Origin of the sequence: Virgibacillus sp. AGTR (assembly GCF_016919725.2) — a bacterium.
Classification (GTDB): domain Bacteria; phylum Bacillota; class Bacilli; order Bacillales; family Amphibacillaceae; genus Virgibacillus; species Virgibacillus salarius.
This window is the reverse complement of sequence record NZ_JAJERH010000009.1, coordinates 1-20,078: the sequence shown is the minus strand read 5'-3', so window position 1 is coordinate 20,078 and position 20,078 is coordinate 1. Positions and strand designations below refer to the sequence as shown.

The window sequence follows — 20,078 nt, the reverse complement described above, 5'->3', positions numbered from 1 at the left end:
AGCGTTATGAACAATTGCATGGATATAAATCATATAGTAATGGTAGCTAGATAAGGTGGTGAAATGAATGAAAACAATTAGTTTATGCATGATAGTAAAGGATGAAGAAGAAATATTAGAACAATGCTTAAGAAGTGTGGAATCGGTCTGTGACGAAATAATTATTCTAGATACTGGATCAAAGGATAATACTAAAGCGATAGCTTCCAGCTATACAAGCAAAGTCTATGATTTTGAATGGATCGAAGACTTCTCAGCTGCACGGAATAAAGCCTTTAGCTATGCAACGAAGGATTTTATCATGTGGTTAGATGCAGATGATATTTTGCTTCCTGAGGATATGGAAAAGTTAAAAGAACTAAAAAAAGAGCTCCATGATGGCATAGATGCAGTTTCCATGTATTATCACACTGCATTTGATGAACAAGGAAATCCTACTTTTAAATATCGAAGAAATCGGCTTGTAAAAAGAAGTAATCAATTTAAATGGTTTGGAGTAGTCCATGAGTATTTACAGGTAGGCGGAAATATTATTCCTTCACAAATAGCTGTAACTCACCGGAAATATGAGAAGAATAATACTTCGAACAAGGGGGATCGCAATTTAAAAATTTATGAAAGGCAATTGGAAAAGGGCAAAGCGTTTACTCCAAGGGATATGTTTTACTATGCTAATGAGCTAAAGGATCACGGGCGAATAGATGAGGCAATTACGTACTATCAGCGCTTCTTAAATACAAAGCAAGGATGGGTGGAGGATGAAATACGTGCATGCATCTATATGGCTGACTGTTTTAAAGCGAAACAGGAGTCAGATAAAGAATTGGAGGCTTTATTACAAACATTAAAATTTGACTTGCCGCGCCCTGAGGTTTCATGTAGGGTAGGGGACCATTTTAAAGAAAACGGATTATTCAAAAAGGCAAATATTTGGTATGCTTTGGCACTTACATTAGAACCTGAAAATGATAGCGGATTTACAAATACAGCATTTTCCACTTGGTATCCTCATTTACAGATGTGCTATTGTAACTGGCAATTAGGGAATAAAAAAGATGCCTATCATAATCATGTCATAACAAAAAAATATAATCCAACCAATTCACAAGTACTTCATAATGAAAAATTCTTTCAGCGCTTAGATAAAGAGGAGTTAAAATAAGCTATGAACTATTGATTCCCTGCATACATTTAACTTGTGTGTAGGGGTTTTTCATCATTTTTGCAATGAAAAATCTCAGTTTGAGGTGTAATTTGTCTACAATAGGGAATTATCTAAATGTAGACAGACATAATTTTGTCTTTGGTTTGTCAATGTTTTGTCATGGTAATCATCTTTTTTCTATATAAGTATAGTTTATACTAGCAGTAAAGTGGATAACAATAACATGCTTAAATCAGTCTAAGGATAAGGATGTGTATGAATAGATATTCGCTTGATCAGTACTGAGCAAGTTGAGAGCTTGCATGAATAAAGGAGGAAAAACCGAATTATGATGGATATGGATCCGGTGCTAGTGAGTCGACTTTTAACTTCACTAACACTCGTATTTCACATTATCTTCGCTACTCTTGGTGTCGGAGTACCATTAATGATATCTATTGCTGAATTTATTGGAATTAAAAAGAATGATCCACACTATTCAATGCTAGCACGGCGCTGGACACGCGGATTCGTTATTCCTGTAGCAATTGGTGTTGTAACAGGTACAGCTATAGGACTCCAGCTATCATTGCTTTGGCCGCAATTTATGCAAGTAGCTGGAAATGTTATTAGCTTACCGCTTTTTATGGAAGTATTTGCATTTTTCTTTGAAGCCATCTTTTTAGGAATATACCTTTATACGTGGGATCGATTTAAAAATCCGATGACCCACTGGTGGTTTTCTCTTCCAATTGTAATTGGAGGTGCACTTTCTGCTGTATTTATTACTTCAGTAAATGCATTTATGAATACACCTGAAGGCTTTACGACAGGAGCAGGTGGTTTTGCGGCCATAAATCCAATCGATGCTATGTTTAATCCTGCTATGCCTTCAAAGGTATTTCATGTTTTAACTTCTGCTTATTTGACAGTGGCTGCAATTCTTGCAGCAATCGCTGCATTCAGTATGCTACGGAAGAAAAGAACAGAATATCATAAAAAAGCACTAAAATTAACGGTTACATTAACCTTTCTCTTTTCAATTTTGACAGCAATTGCTGGAGATGTGTCCGCAAAATTTTTGGCAGAGCATCAGCCCGAAAAATTGGCAGCTGCAGAATGGCATTTTGAAACAGAGGAAGGAGCAGATCTTGTCCTGTTTGGTTGGTTAGGTGATGAGAATACACCTGCTGGTGTACTTCGTTTCCCTGGGCTTTTAAGTTTCCTAGCTTATGGGGATTTTCAGAGTGAGGTAACCGGACTTGAAGAATTCCCTGAAGAGGAACGTCCACCTTTATGGATTCACTATATGTTTGACTTTATGGTGGTAATCGGATTCTTCTTATTAGGAGTGTCCTTACTATATATTTTATCGTGGAAAATTAAACGGTGGAATGAACATAATAAATGGATGCTATGGCTACTCGTAGCTAGTGGACCATTAGCGATGCTCGCTATTGAATTCGGTTGGATATTTGCAGAAGAAGGCAGACAGCCGTGGATATTACGGGGTTATATGTTAGTAGAGGATGCGGCAACGACATCTCCATATGTAGGTTTGATGTTTCTACTATTTCTTGGATTATATATCGTATTAGGAGTACTAGGTGTTATTGTATTAAGGAAGCTTTTTAAAAATAATCCGGCTGAAGAAGAACTAGAGAAGAAATACCCGACGATAGAAAAGGGTGATAACACATGAGTTATGAAATAATTGGGATTACCGTATTGTGGATCTTTTTATATGGTTATCTTATTGTTGCATCTGTCGATTTTGGCGCTGGCTTTTTTGCGTATTACGCAAAAATCACAAAAAAAGATCATATTATCAACCAATTGATTTCAAGATATCTGTCCCCTGTCTGGGAAGTAACCAATGTATTCTTTGTTTTTTTCTTTGTGGGCATCGTCGGGTTCTTCCCTGACTCGGCTTACTATTATGGAACTTCACTGTTAGTTCCAGGAAGTATTGCTATAATATTGCTAGCCATACGTGGCTCCTTTTATGCCTTTGAAAATTACGGATCTAAAAAAAGCAATGTGTATATGTTCTTATATGGAGCAACGGGTTTATTAATTCCGGCATCATTATCTACTGCTCTAACGATGTCTGAAGGTGGTTTTATTTTAGAAGAGAATGGTGTTGTTTCTTTAGACTATCTTGCATTATTTACAAGTCCTTATTCATGGAGCGTTGTATTTCTTGCTATTGTATCCGTGCTATTTATTAGCGCAGCGTTTCTAACATTTTATGCAGCAAGGGCGAACGACCAGGCAGCGTTAAAGCTTGTTCGTAAATACGCATTATTCTGGGCTACACCGACCATTATTGCTGCGCTGACTACATTTATTGCTTTAGGTCAGCATAATGAACGTCATTATCAGAATATGTTTGATTTGTGGTGGATGTTCGGTCTATCCGTTGGGTTCTTTATGATTGCCATGTGGTTAATTTATGAAGGAAAACGTTATGGATTAGCATTTATAAGTGTGATGCTGCAATTCTTCTTTGCCTTTTTTGGATATGGTGCTAGTCATCTTCCATATATTTTGGATCCTTATATTACGATTTACGAAAATGCGACGCATGAAGCAACAGGGATTGCATTGATTGTCGTATTTATCTTAGGCTTATTTTTGCTAATTCCTTCGCTAATTTTACTCATGCGCTTATTCTTATTTAATGCAGATTATGTGAAGGGAAAGAAATGAGGAGCTACAAAAGATTCTGTTGAACAGGAGCTAAATAATGCGCGATGTAAAAGAATTTTTAAATAGCAAAAAATTTAGCATGATCTATTTATTGGTGTTTGCTTTCATAACGGGTGGAGCAATTATTGGACAAGCTTATCTACTCGTCAGCATAATCGATGGTGTCTTTCTGGATGATCTAACCTTTCGAGAAATCCTCCCATTATTGGGAGGATTACTCATCATTCTCTTCGTAAGGACTATGTTTACTTACCTGAGCGGTAGGGTCGGTGTTCGACTGGGAGCAAATGCAAAAAGATATTTTCGATATATATTGCTTGCGAATTATACAGAAAACCCTGTTCAGGCTTCACTTAAGGGGCAGGCAGGTCAAAAGGTTAGTGTCACCATGGACGCCACTGATGAGATAGATAGCTATTTTAGTCAATATATCCCTCAAGTGATTCGCTCTTCAATTATTCCAGTTATGATATTAATAGTTGTATTTACCCAGCATGTAAATACTGGTTTAATTATGCTTATTACATTCCCATTTATCCCATTATTCATGGTTATAATTGGGATGCAAACAAAGAAAAAGTCAGAAGAACAAATGGAGAAATTGGCTGTATTTTCAGGTCGGTTTTTAGACACGCTTCAAGGTCTTGTTACTCTAAAATTATTTGGCAAAGCTAAGCAGCAAAAAGAAGCTATTCAACAAAGCAGTTTAGGGTTTCGGGATGCTACGATGGATATTTTAAAAGTAGCCTTTGCATCATCTTTTATGTTAGAGCTGATTTCTATGTTGGCAATCGGGATCATCGCATTGGAAGTTGCGCTGCAACTAATTATTTTTGATGGAATATCTTTTTTTACGGCATTTTACGTGCTCGTACTAGCTCCTGAATTTTTCACAGCACTACGTGAGCTAGGAACGGCTTTCCATAATGGAAGAAGCAGTATGGGAGCTATAAGAAAAATTGAAGAAGAGTTAGTGGATGGACCAGCTGTTCACTGGGGAGATAAGCCGATTCCGAAAACAGATATCCCAGTAAAACTGGAATTAATAAATGCGGGCTTTCAATATGGAGAAGATCAATTTGCATTAAGACAAATTAATACAAGCTTTTCACCAATAACCAAGAATGCGATTGTTGGTAAAACAGGATCTGGAAAGACGACGCTCTTGCATATGATTGCAGGTATTATCCCAACGCACGGAGGTGGTATAGCTATTGATGGTGTGCCTTTAACTAAATATAAAGAGGAAGACTGGTTTCATAGACTTAGCTATATTTCACAGGATCCATATATTTTTTCGGGGACAATTACAGATAATATTGCTATTGGAAGTAACCATCAACAACCAACAAAACAAGAAATAGAAGAAGCAGCAGAACAGGCAGGTATTTCGGATACAATCGCTTCATTTGAGCATGGCTATGACACAGTAGTAGGAGAAGGTGGAAGAGGCTTGTCTGGGGGAGAAAAGCAACGTCTAGCCTTAGCAAGAGCCTTTTTAAAGCAACCATCTATTGTACTATTTGATGAACCGACCGTTGGATTAGATTTAAAGACAGAACGAATCTTGCAGTCTTCCATTGAAAAGCTTGCGAGAACCGCCACGATTATTACAGTAGCTCATCGATTGCACACGATTAAAGATGCGGATAAGATCCTGTTTCTTGATGATGGAATGCTTATTGCAGAAGGAACACATGAACAATTAGTACAAACGGTTCCCGGATACCGAACAATGGTATCTGTACAACGGGGAGGGAAGGCTGAATGAGAGATCTAGTAATTGTGACCAGGCTTATGATGAAGGAAAAAAGAGATATTCTCCTTTCCATTTTTTTAGGGTTTATTGCTGGTCTAGCTACGGTATTACTGTTCTCGGCTAGCGGATATTTAATTTCAAAAGCAGCATTACAGCCGCCGTTTTATACGTTAATGATTCTGATTGCTTCTGTAAAATTGCTTAGTTTTATTCGAGCGTTCAGTAGATATGGAGAACGGTTTGTTTCCCATCGGGGTACATTTACGATGCTTAGTAATTTGAGAATGACTTTTTATCAAAAATTAGAGCCATTAGCACCGGGTATATTTAATAAGTATCGTAGTGGGGATCTTTTGGCAAGAATTGTTGGGGATGTAGAGAGTCTACAAAATTTCTTCCTGCGTGTGGTCTACCCACCAATTGTTTTAGGGCTCGTGTTTCTTAGCACAATTTTCTTTACATGCTTTTACTCTATCCATATAGCCATTATTCTGTTCATTGGACTATTACTCACAGCAGTTGTAATACCTGCTATTTTTGCTATACGTCAACAAACAATCAACAGCCAAGTACGAGATGAGCGAGCAAAGTTATCAACAGAAGTAACCGAGTTTCTGTATGGATTTCGTGATTTGAAAATTTATCAGCAAATGGATAATAAGCGAAATCAACTTTTAGAGACATCTAATACTTATATCATGGAACAGGAGCATGAGGGGATTAACACCTTGTATAATCAGTCAATTAATAATTTTGTTTCATTACTGGTAACGTGGAGCGTTTTGGCTGTTGGCGCCTATTTGATTGGGCAAGGACAGTTAGATGGTGTGTTATTAGCTATGTTGGTTATGCTTTCTATTACTGTATTTGAAGATGTATCACCCATGGCTGTATTTCCGATTCATTTTAATGATAGTAGACGAGCAGCGAATCGATTATTTTCTATAGTTGAGAAAAAGGATAAAAAAATGGTGGAATCAAGTTTATTTCAGCAAATCGTAACTGCACCTACTATCAACATGAAAGGTGTATCCTATACGTTTTTAAATGAAGGGCGACCAGCTGTACATGAAGTAGATTTGCAGCTTTCAGCTGGTTCCAAAACAGCAATAGTTGGTCCAAGTGGTTCCGGAAAATCAACCATACTACAGCTACTATTAAAGTTGGTCACGACAGATACAGGTAAACTATCCATGAATAATACGAATTTCGACCAGATCCAACAGGAGAGTATCTGGGAGGCTGCAAGTGTCGTTCTCCAAGAAAATCATTTCTTTTATGGTACGATTAGAGATAATCTGCAATTAGCGAATGATGGAGTAACAGAGAATGAGATGCATGCCATGCTTAAGAAAGTTCAATTAGATCATTTTGATTTAGATAGTCATGTATTTGAAAAAGGAGAAAATTTATCTGGCGGAGAGAAACAACGATTAGCAATTGCAAGAGCAATGCTTAAAAGGGGATGTTTTTGGTTGTTGGATGAACCTACTTCTTCACTTGATGCTGTAACAGAGCAGATTGTATATAACCACCTTTTTCAACAAGCAGCAGATGATACAGTTGTTTTGATCAGTCATCGTTTAACTGGTATGGAACGTATGGATCAAATCATTGTGATGGATCAAGGACGAGTAGTAGAAAAAGGAACCTTTACGGAGCTAATGGATAAGCGTGGATACTTCTATGAAATGAAAGAATTAGAGAGGAATTTGTTATAGCAGTATCTCGTACTAGTTTCGGATCACCCTTTTGTAATAATGATTAATGAGATGATCCTTTATAGTTTAATATAAAAGGAACCCTCTTTTGAGATAATTCTTCAAAAGGGGGTTCGCAAGAATGAAGTGTGTCGTTATTTTTATACTTTAGCTGCCCAAATTTCTAGTTCTATTTTTATTTCTGGCAAACCTAATTCTGTAATGTACCCGATAGTCATTGCAGGGTAATTGTTACCGAATAATTCTCCCCATTCGGAATACAGGTAATCCCAATCAATTTTTTCAGTTGCCCAAACATTTACTTTTATAATATTATTTGCTTCTAGCTGTTCAGATTCTAGTAATGTTTTAATGTTATGAAATGTATTGTTAATCTGTGCGTTCAAACTTTCTGGGAATGAACCATTCTGATCTACTCCGACCTGTCCGGAGCTTACATAAAGTTCCGAGTTCCTAGGTATTTTGGTTATATGAGTGTAATTACCGACTGGTTCCGGCATGTTTGCTGGGTTTTTTCTAGTTATTTTATTTTTCATTTTTATCGACCTCGTCATGTTTATTAGTATCTGCAGTTTTCTCTAAAAGGCATTTAGACACACTCCACCCTAGGAAATGTATCTTAGAAAAAAACAGCAGTAGAGTATCCATATCCTAAAGATAAAAATTCAAGTGATCTTTTCTTCATAATATGCATACTCCTTTCTTTACTGACAAGTTCGATGTTTGCTATATCGTAATCGAAATGTATAATTAATTATTGATCAATCTTCTAAATGAATTTTATCATTTTTTTTCATCACGATCAATGTAAAAAAGCGTTATAGCGACAGTGAGTGTACCTCGTATAAATTTACGGTAGTGTATCCAATAACTCCTTCAATTCGTACCAATCATATAGTCGAATAGCCTCTGTAAAATTCCTATTATAGGACTGATCTTTTAATAGAAGCGTTGTGTCACTATCTAACAATGTCTTAAGGACAGTTGGCTTGTCATCTACGTAGTAATCGAGATTTAATTCGTTAATGATGGTTATTTTTTCATGATCCTTCATTCCATAATAAAAGTTACCATCATCGATAGGGAAATCACGTTCGCTTAACCATTTTTTTGTTCGTTCGCCATGTTGAGAAGGACGGGCGGTAATATAATATATATCATGTCCCTCACGCTTAAGCCATTTTACTGTTTCTAATGCTCCTGGAAAGATAGGACAATCCGTATAATAAATAGATTCTAACGAGCTTCTCCACAATTCTTTTCCTTCTTTATCTGTAAGTCCAAAAGGTTCGTGAATTTCTACCCTGGTTAAACGATAGAATTCCTTAATAGGTACATGTTTATTTAATTTCTCTCTATACAAGTTAAAGGCATGTTCTCGTAAATTAAGTAACGTATCATCAATATCAAATCCAAAGTTCATTATACATCCCTCATATCCCTGTAGGCAGGATATCCCGTCCATTTAAAGTCTTTACCAATCTGTGTTATTTCTATATCCTTCAGTTCAATTGCATGTTCCATCTTATCTATGCCAGTCCCTTCAAGAAAAGTTGGAGCATGTTTTCCACCGATTAATTTTGGAGCCATATAAATAATCGTTTTATCTACCAATCTATTTTCAATAAAGGAGGCATTGATTACTCCTCCAGCTTCAATTAGTAATGATGATATACCATGTTCCCCTAGATATGTTATGACTTTCCCTGGATCAACAACGGTTGAATCGCCTGTGTTAATAACAGTAACACCAAATCCTTCTAATTCTTTTCGCTTATGTCTATCATGATTTTTGGTTGTAAAAATCCAAGTGTTTGCCTGCTTATCCTGAACAATCTGATAATCTAAAGGAATTCTCAAGGAAGAATCCATAACAATTCTTAGAGGGTTACGACCATTTGGAATCCTTGCTGTTAGCGCGGGATTATCCTTTAATACGGTATTTATTCCTGTAAGAATCGCCATATGTTCGGTTCGTAGTTGATGAACATCCTTCCTGGCTTCTTCAGATGTAATCCATTTACTGCTAAGCGTATGACTAGCAACTTTTCCATCTAAAGTGATTCCAGTTTTCAAAGTAATAAAAGGTCTCTTTTGTACAATATACGTATTAAATACTTCGTTCATTTTAATTGCTTCTGCTTCACGAATACCGATTTCCACTTCGATACCTGCTTTTTTTAAAATAGAAACTCCATTTCCAGAAACAATTGGATTTGGATCTAGGGTTGCAATAACAACCTTTTTAATCCCTGCTTGTACAATTGCTTCGGCACAAGGACCTGTTCGACCATGGTGTGAGCATGGTTCAAGTGTAACATAAATCGTTCCACCCCTTGCCTGCTCTCCAGCCATTCGCAATGCATGAATTTCCGCATGTGGCTCCCCAGCTTGCAAATGCGTGCCTAGGCCAACTATTCGATTATGATTAACAATGACGGACCCCACTAGAGGGTTTGGGTCCGTTTGTCCTTTCGTAGCTCGGGCGTTGTTTAATGCAATATCCATATAAAATTCATGATTAGTCATTGAAGCAATTCCCCTCTGCTTGCAAATGCCCTGACTTTGTCACTTTCGTTTGTAAGTATTTACGGTTGTATTCAGAAACATCACCCCATAATGGGGTTCTCCCTGAGACTGGTAGCCCAGCTTTTTCTAACGCTTCAAGCTTTTTCGGGTTATTTGTAATTAAGGTAACTGATTTGTTACGTAATTTTTTCAAGACTAGAATAGCGTCATCATAATCTCTAGAGTCATTAACAAAACCAAGAGCTTCATTGGCTTCAACGGTATCATAGCCGTTTTCTTGAAGGAGGTAAGCCATTGCTTTACTAAATAAGCCAATTCCTCTTCCTTCATGGTTCGATAAGTAGAATAGTGCGCCTGCACCATTTTCTTTAATTCGCTTCATGGATTCCTTTAATTGAAAGCCACAATCACAGCGTTTGCTTCCAAAAATATCGCCAGTATGACAGATGGAATGCATACGAATTAAGGCATTTTCAGCATTAGCGAAATCCCCATATACTAAAACACTGGATTGTTGGAAGTCAGCCAAATTAGAGGAAGCTAATTTTTTAATGATTTCTTCATAGTCCTCTGTAATTTGATCATAATTTAGCCAGCAATACCACTGGAATACAGTTGTCTCTCCATCTAGATTTACAGGTAGTTGAATTGGTCCAACTAAATATATAGCACGTTCATTCTTTTGTATGAGTTGAATTTTATCCTTCAAAATAGAAAAAACGTCAGATTTAAGCTTTATTTGTTCCATTTTGTAATCTCCTTTCATTTCCACTAAGTATAATGAAAAAAACGGATATCATCAATTTTTCGTTCTTTTAATGTTATCCAGTATATTTGAGAAATTTACTTGGTATAGGAGAACCTAGATCAGATAAACGATACGGAGGTAAAGCACGTCGTTTATTAATACGTTAGACCTGTTACTAACATATAGTATGTACTATATTTTCTTCCGATTGGGATAAAAATAGTATTTTATTAATTTTGAAGGTTCACTTTATTTCTCGTTTACATACATACTGTATGTATGTTAAGATGTAAAAAAATGATATAGGAGGATGTTTATGCGGGTATCGAGTTTTTATCCAGTTATCATGACAGATCAAGTGGAGATAAGTTCCACCTATTACCAAAACTATTTTAATTTTGAGGTGGTGTACGAAGCAGATTGGTATACTAGTTTAAAACGGGTTTCGAATTCACTAACGTATGAATTAGCCATATTAAATGCTACCCACACAACAATTCCAGAGGAATATCGAAAATCTGTACAGGGAATAATTTTAAATTTTGAGGTAGTGGATGTAGATATTATTTATGACAGGCTTATTACTGAGTTAAAACTTCCATTGATACAGGAACTCCGTGACGAAGAATTTGGGCAAAGACATTTTATTACAGAAGACCCAAATGGTATATTAATTGATGTAATAACAGTCATTCCTCCTTCTGCAGAAGAGACGAAACTGTATAAGCAACAGATATGGAATGAAGAGTGAAAGGATGTTCATACAATTGCTTTAAAATATTCATTTTCCAGTGATTTAGCCAAGCGTCTGACTGATTTGATCAAACCGTACTCCCCATTATTTGAAGAACAGTTATTTATCCCGCATATAACTGGTAGTAAGACCCTCACTTCAACCATTAAATTGAAACCAATATTGGTAATCCATTGAATAATTTATGTTTATTGGAACTTCTGATTAACGATCCTTCTTTATATGTTAGAAAGTCTGTGGCAAATATTAATGATTTAACAAAAGAAAAATAGATGGTATGGATTGGCTTCAAGCTCAAGAAGAAAAGGTAGAAATAAAGCTCATTTTAAGTGGTTTTTATAACATGGATTACGTTTTATTAAGAAAACAAAATGATCAACAGGCTATCATGCTTGTTGAGAAAGAGAAAATACAGATTGAACGGAGAAGGATGGGAGTAAATAACGAATGAGAAGAAATAAAGAAGAAGCAATGAACACAATACACAACTTGATCGAAGTTGGGAGAAAACACTTTACTAAGCATGGATATGAAGGTGCTTCTTTAGAGGAAATTGCAAAGGAAGCAAATCTAACTCGTGGTGCTTTATATCATCACTTTAAAAATAAGCAAGGTCTGTTTGAAGCAGTATTAATTACAGTACAAAAAGAGGTTGCTGATCAAATCGAACGAGATGCTAGAAAAAGTGATGATTTGTGGGAGCAACTATTATTAGGGTGTAAAGCATTTGTAACAGCTGCTGTTGAACTTCAAAATAAACGAATATTACTCATTGATGGTCCGGCAGTTGTAGGTTGGGAAGTTTGGCGATCGATGGATAGACAAAGCTCGATGCGATTGTTACATGAACAACTTGACCTTATGCAAAGAAGTAATTGCTTCAAGCCAGTTTCAGTGGAAGCGATGACCCACTCTTTATCAGGTGCATTAAATGAATCTGCATTATGGATTGCTCAAATGCCAGAGCACGAGGGTTCGTTGGATGAAATAATGAAAGTAATTTCATATTTCGTTGAGGGATTTAAGCTGCAGTATGGGACTTCGTAAACCTTCTCTTTTTAAGAATATTATTGGAGGTAGTAGGAAAGAATGGATTTCCTTCAGGTTGTCAAAAAACGTTTCTCAAGAATTATTACTGAAATTTAGAAAAGGATCCGTCACTTTTTCCGTAAGAGTAGACGGACCATCCTTTTTATTCTATACGTTTCAAACATCTTTTTCTTTCTAGTTCTCCCGCATATAACTGACAGTAAGTCCCACACTTCAAGTAATAAAGTGAATATTTGGGGGGATAAACAAAACCCCCACTGATTGAAGTTTCACTTTATATGTGAGTATAATCTATTTAGTGCACAGGGCTGCCTTAGCTCTGGCTGCATCTCAAAAAAATCAAGATTCCCCTTTTCCAACAATTCCATAAAACAAGATTTTTACAATATCCTCGGTCATCGGCAGTATTTGTTTATAGATATCCTCACGCTGCATAGCTTCTTTAAATATTTGTAAATACATTAGAAGTGACTCATTTGATAGGTTAGGATCGATAAATCCGTCACGCCTTCCTTCATCAAATAAAGCCATCATTTTAGGCAGTGCCTTTTTTTGATACAACTCTTCAACATAACTAGTTCCAGCTGCATATTCTTTCATAATGACGTCATAGAAATTAGAATGTATATGCTGGGCTGTTTCCTTTTTCGCAAAAATAATCCCCTTTATTTTTTCATGGAAAGGTAAATCGCTGTTAAATAATTCTTCAAATTCCCACCATGCTTTATTTATATAATGTTTAATTACTTCTTGGACAAGGTTATCCTTGCTGCCAAAATAATTATAAATCGTTACCTGAGATACATTTGCTTTTGTAGCTATTTCCTTAATAGCGACTTTTTGTACACCGAAATCCATAAATAAACTTAAGGCCGCCTCTAAAATATGTGATTTTTTTAACTCCCGTCTTCGTTTAAAACCGTCCAACTAATCTCACCTCATTTTAAGTTTAATAAAAAATATGTAATAAAACAATAAATATATTTCATAAGTTATTGCAAAAGAGGTTTTAAATATATATTATGAAATATATAAGTTAAAATATTTCATAATTCGAGAGAAGGGTAAGGGAGGAAGAAGAATGCCTGTATTGAAAACATCGAATTTAACAAAGAAATTTGGTAAGTTTATGGCGCTAGATGGTGTAAATATAGAAGTTAATGAAGGAGAAGTCTACGGATTTATTGGGCCGAATGGAGCTGGGAAGTCAACAACGATTCGCATATTATTAGGAATATTAAAGGCAACGAAAGGCAACGTACAGATTTTTGGGAAGGATGCATGGTCAGAGGCTGTAGAAATCCATAAGCGAATTGCTTATGTTCCAGGTGATGTGAACTTGTGGCCAAACTTAACGGGTGGAGAGGTTATTGATCTGTTTGTTAAACTTCGCGGTGGCAATAATAAAAATCGTAGAGAAGAACTAATTAAGCGGTTTGAATTGGACCCAACTAAAAAATGTCGTACGTATTCAAAAGGGAATAGGCAAAAGGTTGCTTTGGTTGCCGCATTTTCTTCTGATGCAGACTTATATATTTTAGATGAGCCGACATCGGGGCTTGATCCATTAATGGAACAGGTATTTCAATCTTGTATATTAGAAGAAAAGCATGCAGGGAAGAGTGTTCTGCTTTCTAGCCATATTTTATCTGAGGTGGAAAGGCTTTGTGATCGTGTTGGTATTATTCGACAAGGAGAAATTATAGAATCTGGCTCACTAAGTGAAATGCGCCATTTAACACGTACCAATTTGTTAGTTGCTACCAAACAGTCCATTGCTTCCCTTGATGAAGTAAAGGGTGTTCATGCCATTGAAGAGCAAGGGAGTGAAATATCCTTTCAAGTTGATACGGAGGAGTTGGATGCCGTTATTCGTTATATTAGTCAATTTGGCATTGTAAAATTAGAAAGTGCTCCACCGACATTAGAAGATTTATTTATGAGACATTATGAAGGTAAATCGAATATAGGAGCAGGAGGTGCGGTGTAATGGCTGGCCAATTCACAAAAAATACAGGAAGACTGTTACGCTTTCTCCTCCGTCGTGATCGGTTGCGTATCTCTGTCTGGATGCTTTCATTAGTAACTGTAACGTTGATGATTGCCATTTCTTTTACTGATCTATACGCAACAAAGGCAGATCGTCAAGCAATAGCTGAAACAATGTTAAATCCAGCAATGACAGCCATGGTGGGAAAAGGATATGGGTTAGAAGATTATACATTTGGAGCTATGATGGCACATCAGATGCTTTTATTTACAGCGATAACAGTAGCAATTATGAGCATTCTTTTGGTAGCACGACATACTCGAGCAGATGAGGAAGAAGGCCGCATAGAGATGGTCCGTTCCCTTCCGACTGGACGGTTATCTAATTTGCTTGCCACACTTAGTGTAGTTTTTATGACGAATTTTTTACTAGCGCTTATTATTGGCTTTGGTCTAGCATCATTGGGAATAGAAAGTATGGACTTAGCAGGGTCTTTGTTATATGGAGCTGGCTTAGGAGCAGCTGGTTTCTTTTTCACAGCCATAACAGCAGTTTTTGCACAACTGTCCGAAAACTCTCGTGGTGTAATTGGTTTTTCTTTTTTCGTATTAGGAACTTCCTATATGCTACGTGCTATTGGTGACGTTAGTAGTGAAGCATTATCATGGGTCTCACCGTTAGGGTGGATTTTAGGTACACAGGTTTATGTTAATAATTATTGGTGGCCCATTCTATTGACAGTTGGTGTATCGTTTATACTATGTATATTGGCACTTTATTTAAATGCGATAAGGGACTTAGACTCTGGTTTTCTTCCTGCTAAACCAGGAAAGAGGCGTGCATCCTTCTTTTTACAAAGTCCATTCGGATTAATATTTCGACTTCAACGTACTGGCTTAATCGCATGGGCAATTGGTATGTTTGTAATTGGAGCATCATATGGTTCTGTTCTGGGGGATTTAGATACGTTCTTTGAGGATGTGGAAATGATGAAGCAAATGTTAACCCCAGTGGAGGGATTTTCGCTTACGGAACAGTTTATTACCATGCTGATGAGTGTCCTTGCTATGATGAGTACCATTCCAACGTTAATGGCAATACTAAAGTTAATGGGGGAAGAGAAGAAGGGGCGCACGGAGCATTTATTAAGTCGGGCTATTTCGCGTACTCGTTTAATAGGTAGTTCATGGGTGATAGCGATGCTTGTTTCATTTGGGATGCTTTCATTAGCGGCAATTGGACTATGGTCTTTAGCAACAGCCTCCATTGATGGAGGAATCGATTTAGGAGTTGTTTATCGTGCAGCAATGGTCTATCTACCTGCCATGTGGGTAATGATTGGTTTTACAGTATTGCTTATTGGACTGTTCCCTAATGGGAGTAGTTGGATATGGGGTTACTTAATTTATTCGTTTATTGTAGTTTATTTAGGTAATTTAATGCAATTTCCCGATTGGATGAGCAACCTTTCCCCATTTGGTCATGTACCACAAATACCAGTAGAGGACATGAATATAATGGCCATTTTCATATTGACGGTAATAGCTTTTGCATGCACCACCATTGGTTTTATAGGCTATCAGAAACGGGATATAGAGGGTTAATTAAAAGCCGAAAGATAAAAAAAATGTGGATACGTTGTGTGATGTATCGTTGCCGAAGCCTTCTCCACGGAAAGCGAAGTATCAATAGGAGTATTATCGCAGAAACATGAACATATACTTTTTTCCGCGTCCATTGCCTCAGCTAACTTAGTAAAGAAACATACGTTACCAAGGGATCTTCGGACTCGTGTTGTTCCAGCCGGATAAGGAATGCCTAAGCAGCGATACATTCCACGCAGAAGTTTCACTTTATTCGTGGGTGGACGGTGTATTAATTCCTGTTTTCCTTTATAATAAAAGAATATATGGAATGTATTTATGATAGGGGTCAAGGTAATGGGTAAACAGCGAAACGGGATAAAGCCATTTATATCTTTAATTATATCTACGAATATTCCAAGACTTGCACTTACAATAGGCTTAATCGGAAGTATAATTACTACACTTGTCGGATTGAGTATTCCTTTGCTAACTAGAGAACTAGTGGATGGGTTCTCTATCGAATCAATGAGTATGCTATTGATTGTGGCTATTGGGCTTGTATTTATTTTACAAGCAGTCATTGATGGCATATCAACGTATTTACTTACAGCAGTAGGACAGCGAATTGTTGCTCGTCTAAGGGAACAAATGTGGATGAAGCTGATTCGGATGCCAGTTAGCTATTTTGATAAGACGAATAGTGGAGAATCGGTAAGTCGCGTTGTTAATGATACAGGTATAGTAAAAGATTTGATTTCACAGCATTTTCCACAATTTATTAGTGGATTGATATCTATTATTGGTGCAGTTGCTATTCTACTAATTATGGATTGGAAAATGACACTCATGATGTTAATTGCTGTTCCAATTACCATCTTACTTATGATGCCTTTGGGCAGTAAAATGGCGAAGATTTCCCGTAGTCTACAAGATGAAACAGCAATGTTTACAGGAAATATCCAACAAACTCTAAGTGAGATTCGCTTAATGAAGTCGTCTACTGCTGAATCCTTTGAAGAACAAAAAGGCGTGCAGGGAATCGGCAAATTATTTTCATATGGCTTAAGAGAATCAAAAATATTTGCCCTAATTGGTCCATTAATGTACTTAATTATTATGGCTGTAGTTGTCATTATTATCGGTTATGGTGGGATAAGAGTAGCAAATGGAACGATGTCAACGGGGTCGCTGGTAGCGTTTTTATTATATTTATTTCAAATTATAATGCCTATTACGACATTCGCTATGTTCTTTACTCAATTGCAAAAAGCAAAAGGTGCGACAGAACGGATTATAGATATATTAGATCTATCGGTAGAAGCTGGTCAAAATGGGATTGACAAGCAGATTACACATGAAACGATTCATGTAAACAATGTTACCTTTGCCTATGATGACAACGAGCAGGTGTTAGAGAATATATCTTTCACCGCAAAGCCTGGAGAAATGATAGCTTTTGCGGGTCCTAGTGGAGGAGGAAAGACAACTTTATTTGGGCTATTGGAACGATTTTATCAGCCATCTGAAGGAGAAATAATAATTGGTAATACATCGATTCAGGACTTATCCTTAGAAGCTTGGCGTAGCCAGATCGGATATGTCTCACAGGAAAGTGCAATGATGGCTGGAACGATTAGAGAAAATTTAACCTATGGCCTAAGTAATGCATCAGATATATCGGATGGACAGCTCTGGGCGGTTACTGCGATGGCTTACGCAGATCAGTTTATTGCTGATTTTCCCGAGCAGTTAGATACAAAAGTAGGAGAACGAGGAATAAAACTATCAGGTGGACAGAGGCAACGAATTAATATTGCCCGTGCCTTTTTAAGAGATCCAAAGATATTAATGATGGATGAGGCTACTGCAAGTCTTGATAGCCAATCTGAAAGAATTGTTCAACAGGCTTTAACGCGATTAATGAAGGGACGTACGACTTTTGTTATTGCCCATCGCTTATCAACAATTGTTGATGCAGATAAAATTGTATTCATTGAAAAAGGAAAAATAACTGGCATAGGTAATCATCAGGAGCTTATGGAGCAACATGCCTTATATAGAGAGTTTGCCGAACAGCAATTAGCTGATCGTTAAGCGTGGAGAGCGAAAACATCGCTCTCTTTTTTTATAGTCTAGGAAATTAGAAAATTAGCCCATGTGGGTAAATATGGGCGTGTCTAAGCCGCGTCCAGATCCAGCGCCCAGAAACAGGCGACTTCACGAATCGCCCTAATCTAAGTCATCATCTACAAGCAAACTCACCGTGATTCCTTTATCTCGGTTGACTCGCTCCAGTCGCTACGCTTCTAATCCGGCGTTTGTTCTTTTGTTCTAAGATTGCTATGTTTTGGCTATCTGAACCAGCATAGATTTAAAAATGCTAGTGCGAGAGTATGGTGAAAAGTTAAACGCTACTACTGCGAAGATTACAAAATACGATGTAGTCAAGCAATTTCAATCTTTGAGTACATTATATATCTAAATTATGAAAAAATTCCAGGTAATATATTGCATGTTAGAGAAAAAAATAGTATGATTAACACCATTGATATATTGCATATAGATGGAAGGCATTTACATTAAAATTTGCTTCTAGGAGAGGACATATATAGGAGAGGACATATATATGAGGGAAAAATTATCATTTTCAAACTATGCCGCCATAGGTGTAATGTTATTTGCATTATTCTTTGGAGCTGGTAATTTAATATTTCCTGCTCAGCTTGGACAACTTGCTGGAGCTAATGTTTGGCAAGCGGTCATCGGGTTTTTAATAACTGGAGTAGGTTTACCATTATTAGGTATATTAGCTATGAGCTTTTCTGGTAGCAAAAATCTTCAGGATTTGGCCGGTAGAATTCATCCTATCTATGGTGTTATGTTTACCGCACTATTATATCTAACGATAGGACCATTTTTTGCAGCACCAAGAACTGGAACGGTAGCATTTGATGTTGGCATTTCACCATTTATCAGCGAGGGATTCCAGCAAGGTGGTTTAATGATTTTTACACTCGTTTTCTTTGCAATAACCCTATTTTTTTCGCTTTATCCTGCAAAAATCGTCGATTATGTTGGTAAGATTTTAGCGCCAGGCATTGTGGTACTACTTGTGATTTTACTTGCTATGGTTATTTTCAAACCAATGGGTTCTTTACAGACTCCTCAGGAGGCATATGCAGATGGTGCCTTTTTGAATGGATTTTTGGAGGGCTATAATACAATGGATGCACTTGCTTCCTTGGTGTTTGGAATTATCGTGATTAAGGCTATTCGTTCATTGGGAATTACATCTAAACGAGAAATATTGAGAGCTACGGCCAGGTCTGGTTCTGTTGCTATTGTTTTATTAGGAGCGATATATGTTGGAATTGCTTATTTAGGAGCTACAAGTACAGAGATATACGGAATATTTGATAATGGTGGACCTGTATTGAGTAGTGCATCAACACATTATTTTGGAACATTTGGATTGATTCTATTAGCGCTTGTTATTACATTAGCTTGTTTAACGACAAGCATTGGGTTAACAACTGCTTGTTCAGAATATTTTCATTCATTATTTCCAAGGATAAGCTATAAAAAGTTTGTTGTATTCTTTGCAGTGATAACTTTTGTAATAGCTAATTTTGGTCTTACTAATATTATTACTTATTCCATACCTGTACTGATGTTCCTATATCCATTAGCGATCGTCTTAATGTTATTAGCATTCTTGTCACCTTTGTTTTACCATGGAAGATCTGTCTACATTTCGGTAATTGCAGTAACATTTTTAATCAGTAGCATTGATGGACTAAAATCGCTCTGTGAATCATTAGGTATTCCTTACTTTAACTGGATGATTCCCATTGTTTCGTTCTACGAAACAGTTTTGCCGTTATATAATGAAGGTCTTGGCTGGCTAATCCCAGCATGTATAGTCCTAATTATTACAGGCATTGTTCTTCGATTGCAAAAAGCATCTACTGTTCAGGCATAATCGAAAAAATAAAGTATGATTAAGAGACGGAGACAAATGTAATGAAGAAACAATAAAGAACGAAAGGATAATTAATTTAAAATAATTATCCTTTCGTTTTTTG

17 protein-coding genes are annotated in these 20,078 nt (G+C 36.8%); 12 read left to right on the top strand and 5 right to left on the bottom strand.

All coding sequences use genetic code 11. The annotated features are described in order from the left end of the window. Positions 1–67 precede the first annotated feature (67 nt). The 5 genes from JUJ52_RS06080 to cydC all read left to right on the top strand — a co-directional run bounded on the left by JUJ52_RS06080 (position 68) and on the right by cydC (position 7,336). Positions 68–1,162: a glycosyltransferase family 2 protein gene (locus JUJ52_RS06080; protein WP_121604389.1), complete on the top strand. Its 1,095-nt coding sequence runs from the start codon at positions 68–70 to the stop codon at positions 1,160–1,162. A gap of 331 nt (positions 1,163–1,493) precedes the next feature. After that, a complete protein-coding gene (locus JUJ52_RS06075) occupies positions 1,494–2,846 on the top strand; it encodes a cytochrome ubiquinol oxidase subunit I (protein ID WP_034678641.1) in 1,353 nt (450 codons plus the stop codon). Continuing rightward, complete coding sequence (locus tag JUJ52_RS06070; protein WP_026680306.1) at positions 2,843–3,856, top strand: cytochrome d ubiquinol oxidase subunit II; 1,014 nt, start codon at positions 2,843–2,845, stop codon at positions 3,854–3,856. Before JUJ52_RS06075 ends, JUJ52_RS06070 begins: the two co-directional genes overlap by 4 nt. A 37-nt stretch (positions 3,857–3,893) precedes the next feature. Further along, positions 3,894–5,627 (top strand): thiol reductant ABC exporter subunit CydD, encoded by a 1,734-nt coding sequence (gene cydD, locus JUJ52_RS06065; RefSeq protein WP_205389468.1) that lies wholly within the window; start codon positions 3,894–3,896, stop codon positions 5,625–5,627. Beyond that, positions 5,624–7,336, top strand: a complete 1,713-nt coding sequence (cydC, locus tag JUJ52_RS06060; RefSeq protein ID WP_121604390.1) for a thiol reductant ABC exporter subunit CydC — start codon at positions 5,624–5,626, stop codon at positions 7,334–7,336. The genes cydD and cydC overlap by 4 nt, the downstream gene beginning before the upstream one ends. 140 nt (positions 7,337–7,476) lie before the next feature. On the opposite strand, the gene JUJ52_RS06055 is transcribed toward cydC, so the two are convergent. The 4 genes from JUJ52_RS06055 to JUJ52_RS06040 all read right to left on the bottom strand — a co-directional run bounded on the left by JUJ52_RS06055 (position 7,477) and on the right by JUJ52_RS06040 (position 10,613). Next, positions 7,477–7,872 (bottom strand): RidA family protein, encoded by a 396-nt coding sequence (locus tag JUJ52_RS06055; protein ID WP_026680308.1) that lies wholly within the window; start codon positions 7,870–7,872, stop codon positions 7,477–7,479. A 314-nt stretch (positions 7,873–8,186) separates the two neighbouring features. Then, positions 8,187–8,759 carry a 5' nucleotidase, NT5C type gene (locus JUJ52_RS06050; RefSeq protein WP_026680309.1) on the bottom strand — a complete coding sequence of 191 codons (573 nt, stop codon included), beginning with the start codon at positions 8,757–8,759 and terminating at the stop codon, positions 8,187–8,189. After that, on the bottom strand, positions 8,759–9,865 hold the full coding sequence (ribD, locus tag JUJ52_RS06045; RefSeq protein WP_121604391.1) for a bifunctional diaminohydroxyphosphoribosylaminopyrimidine deaminase/5-amino-6-(5-phosphoribosylamino)uracil reductase RibD: 1,107 nt from the start codon (positions 9,863–9,865) through the stop codon (positions 8,759–8,761). The genes JUJ52_RS06050 and ribD overlap by 1 nt, the downstream gene beginning before the upstream one ends. After that, a complete protein-coding gene (locus tag JUJ52_RS06040) occupies positions 9,858–10,613 on the bottom strand; it encodes a GTP cyclohydrolase II (protein ID WP_026680311.1) in 756 nt (251 codons plus the stop codon). The genes ribD and JUJ52_RS06040 overlap by 8 nt, the downstream gene beginning before the upstream one ends. Positions 10,614–10,929: 316 nt before the next feature. Between JUJ52_RS06040 and JUJ52_RS06035 the strand changes: the two genes are divergently transcribed. From JUJ52_RS06035 to JUJ52_RS06025, 3 genes are all read left to right on the top strand, one after another. Next, a complete protein-coding gene (locus tag JUJ52_RS06035; RefSeq protein WP_121604392.1) occupies positions 10,930–11,364 on the top strand; it encodes a VOC family protein in 435 nt (144 codons plus the stop codon). Positions 11,365–11,644: 280 nt separating this feature from the next. Further along, entirely contained in the window at positions 11,645–11,818 is a 174-nt protein-coding gene (locus JUJ52_RS06030) for a hypothetical protein (RefSeq protein ID WP_161629263.1), read from the top strand. Next, complete coding sequence (locus JUJ52_RS06025; RefSeq protein ID WP_026680313.1) at positions 11,815–12,414, top strand: TetR/AcrR family transcriptional regulator; 600 nt, start codon at positions 11,815–11,817, stop codon at positions 12,412–12,414. The genes JUJ52_RS06030 and JUJ52_RS06025 overlap by 4 nt, the downstream gene beginning before the upstream one ends. A gap of 342 nt (positions 12,415–12,756) precedes the next feature. Here the strand turns inward: JUJ52_RS06025 and JUJ52_RS06020 are convergent, their stop codons facing one another. Then, entirely contained in the window at positions 12,757–13,344 is a 588-nt protein-coding gene (locus JUJ52_RS06020; protein WP_026680314.1) for a TetR/AcrR family transcriptional regulator, read from the bottom strand. Positions 13,345–13,498: 154 nt separating this feature from the next. Here JUJ52_RS06020 and JUJ52_RS06015 point away from each other — a divergent pair, with 154 nt between their 5' ends. From JUJ52_RS06015 to brnQ, 4 genes are all read left to right on the top strand, one after another. Further along, entirely contained in the window at positions 13,499–14,407 is a 909-nt protein-coding gene (locus tag JUJ52_RS06015; RefSeq protein ID WP_026680315.1) for an ABC transporter ATP-binding protein, read from the top strand. Further along, positions 14,407–16,011 carry an ABC transporter permease gene (locus tag JUJ52_RS06010; protein WP_026680316.1) on the top strand — a complete coding sequence of 535 codons (1,605 nt, stop codon included), beginning with the start codon at positions 14,407–14,409 and terminating at the stop codon, positions 16,009–16,011. The genes JUJ52_RS06015 and JUJ52_RS06010 overlap by 1 nt, the downstream gene beginning before the upstream one ends. A 336-nt stretch (positions 16,012–16,347) precedes the next feature. After that, positions 16,348–18,087 (top strand): ABC transporter ATP-binding protein, encoded by a 1,740-nt coding sequence (locus tag JUJ52_RS06005; protein WP_205389469.1) that lies wholly within the window; start codon positions 16,348–16,350, stop codon positions 18,085–18,087. Between the two features lie 532 nt (positions 18,088–18,619). Further along, positions 18,620–19,975 (top strand): branched-chain amino acid transport system II carrier protein, encoded by a 1,356-nt coding sequence (gene brnQ, locus JUJ52_RS06000; protein WP_026680318.1) that lies wholly within the window; start codon positions 18,620–18,622, stop codon positions 19,973–19,975. Positions 19,976–20,078 lie beyond the last annotated feature (103 nt).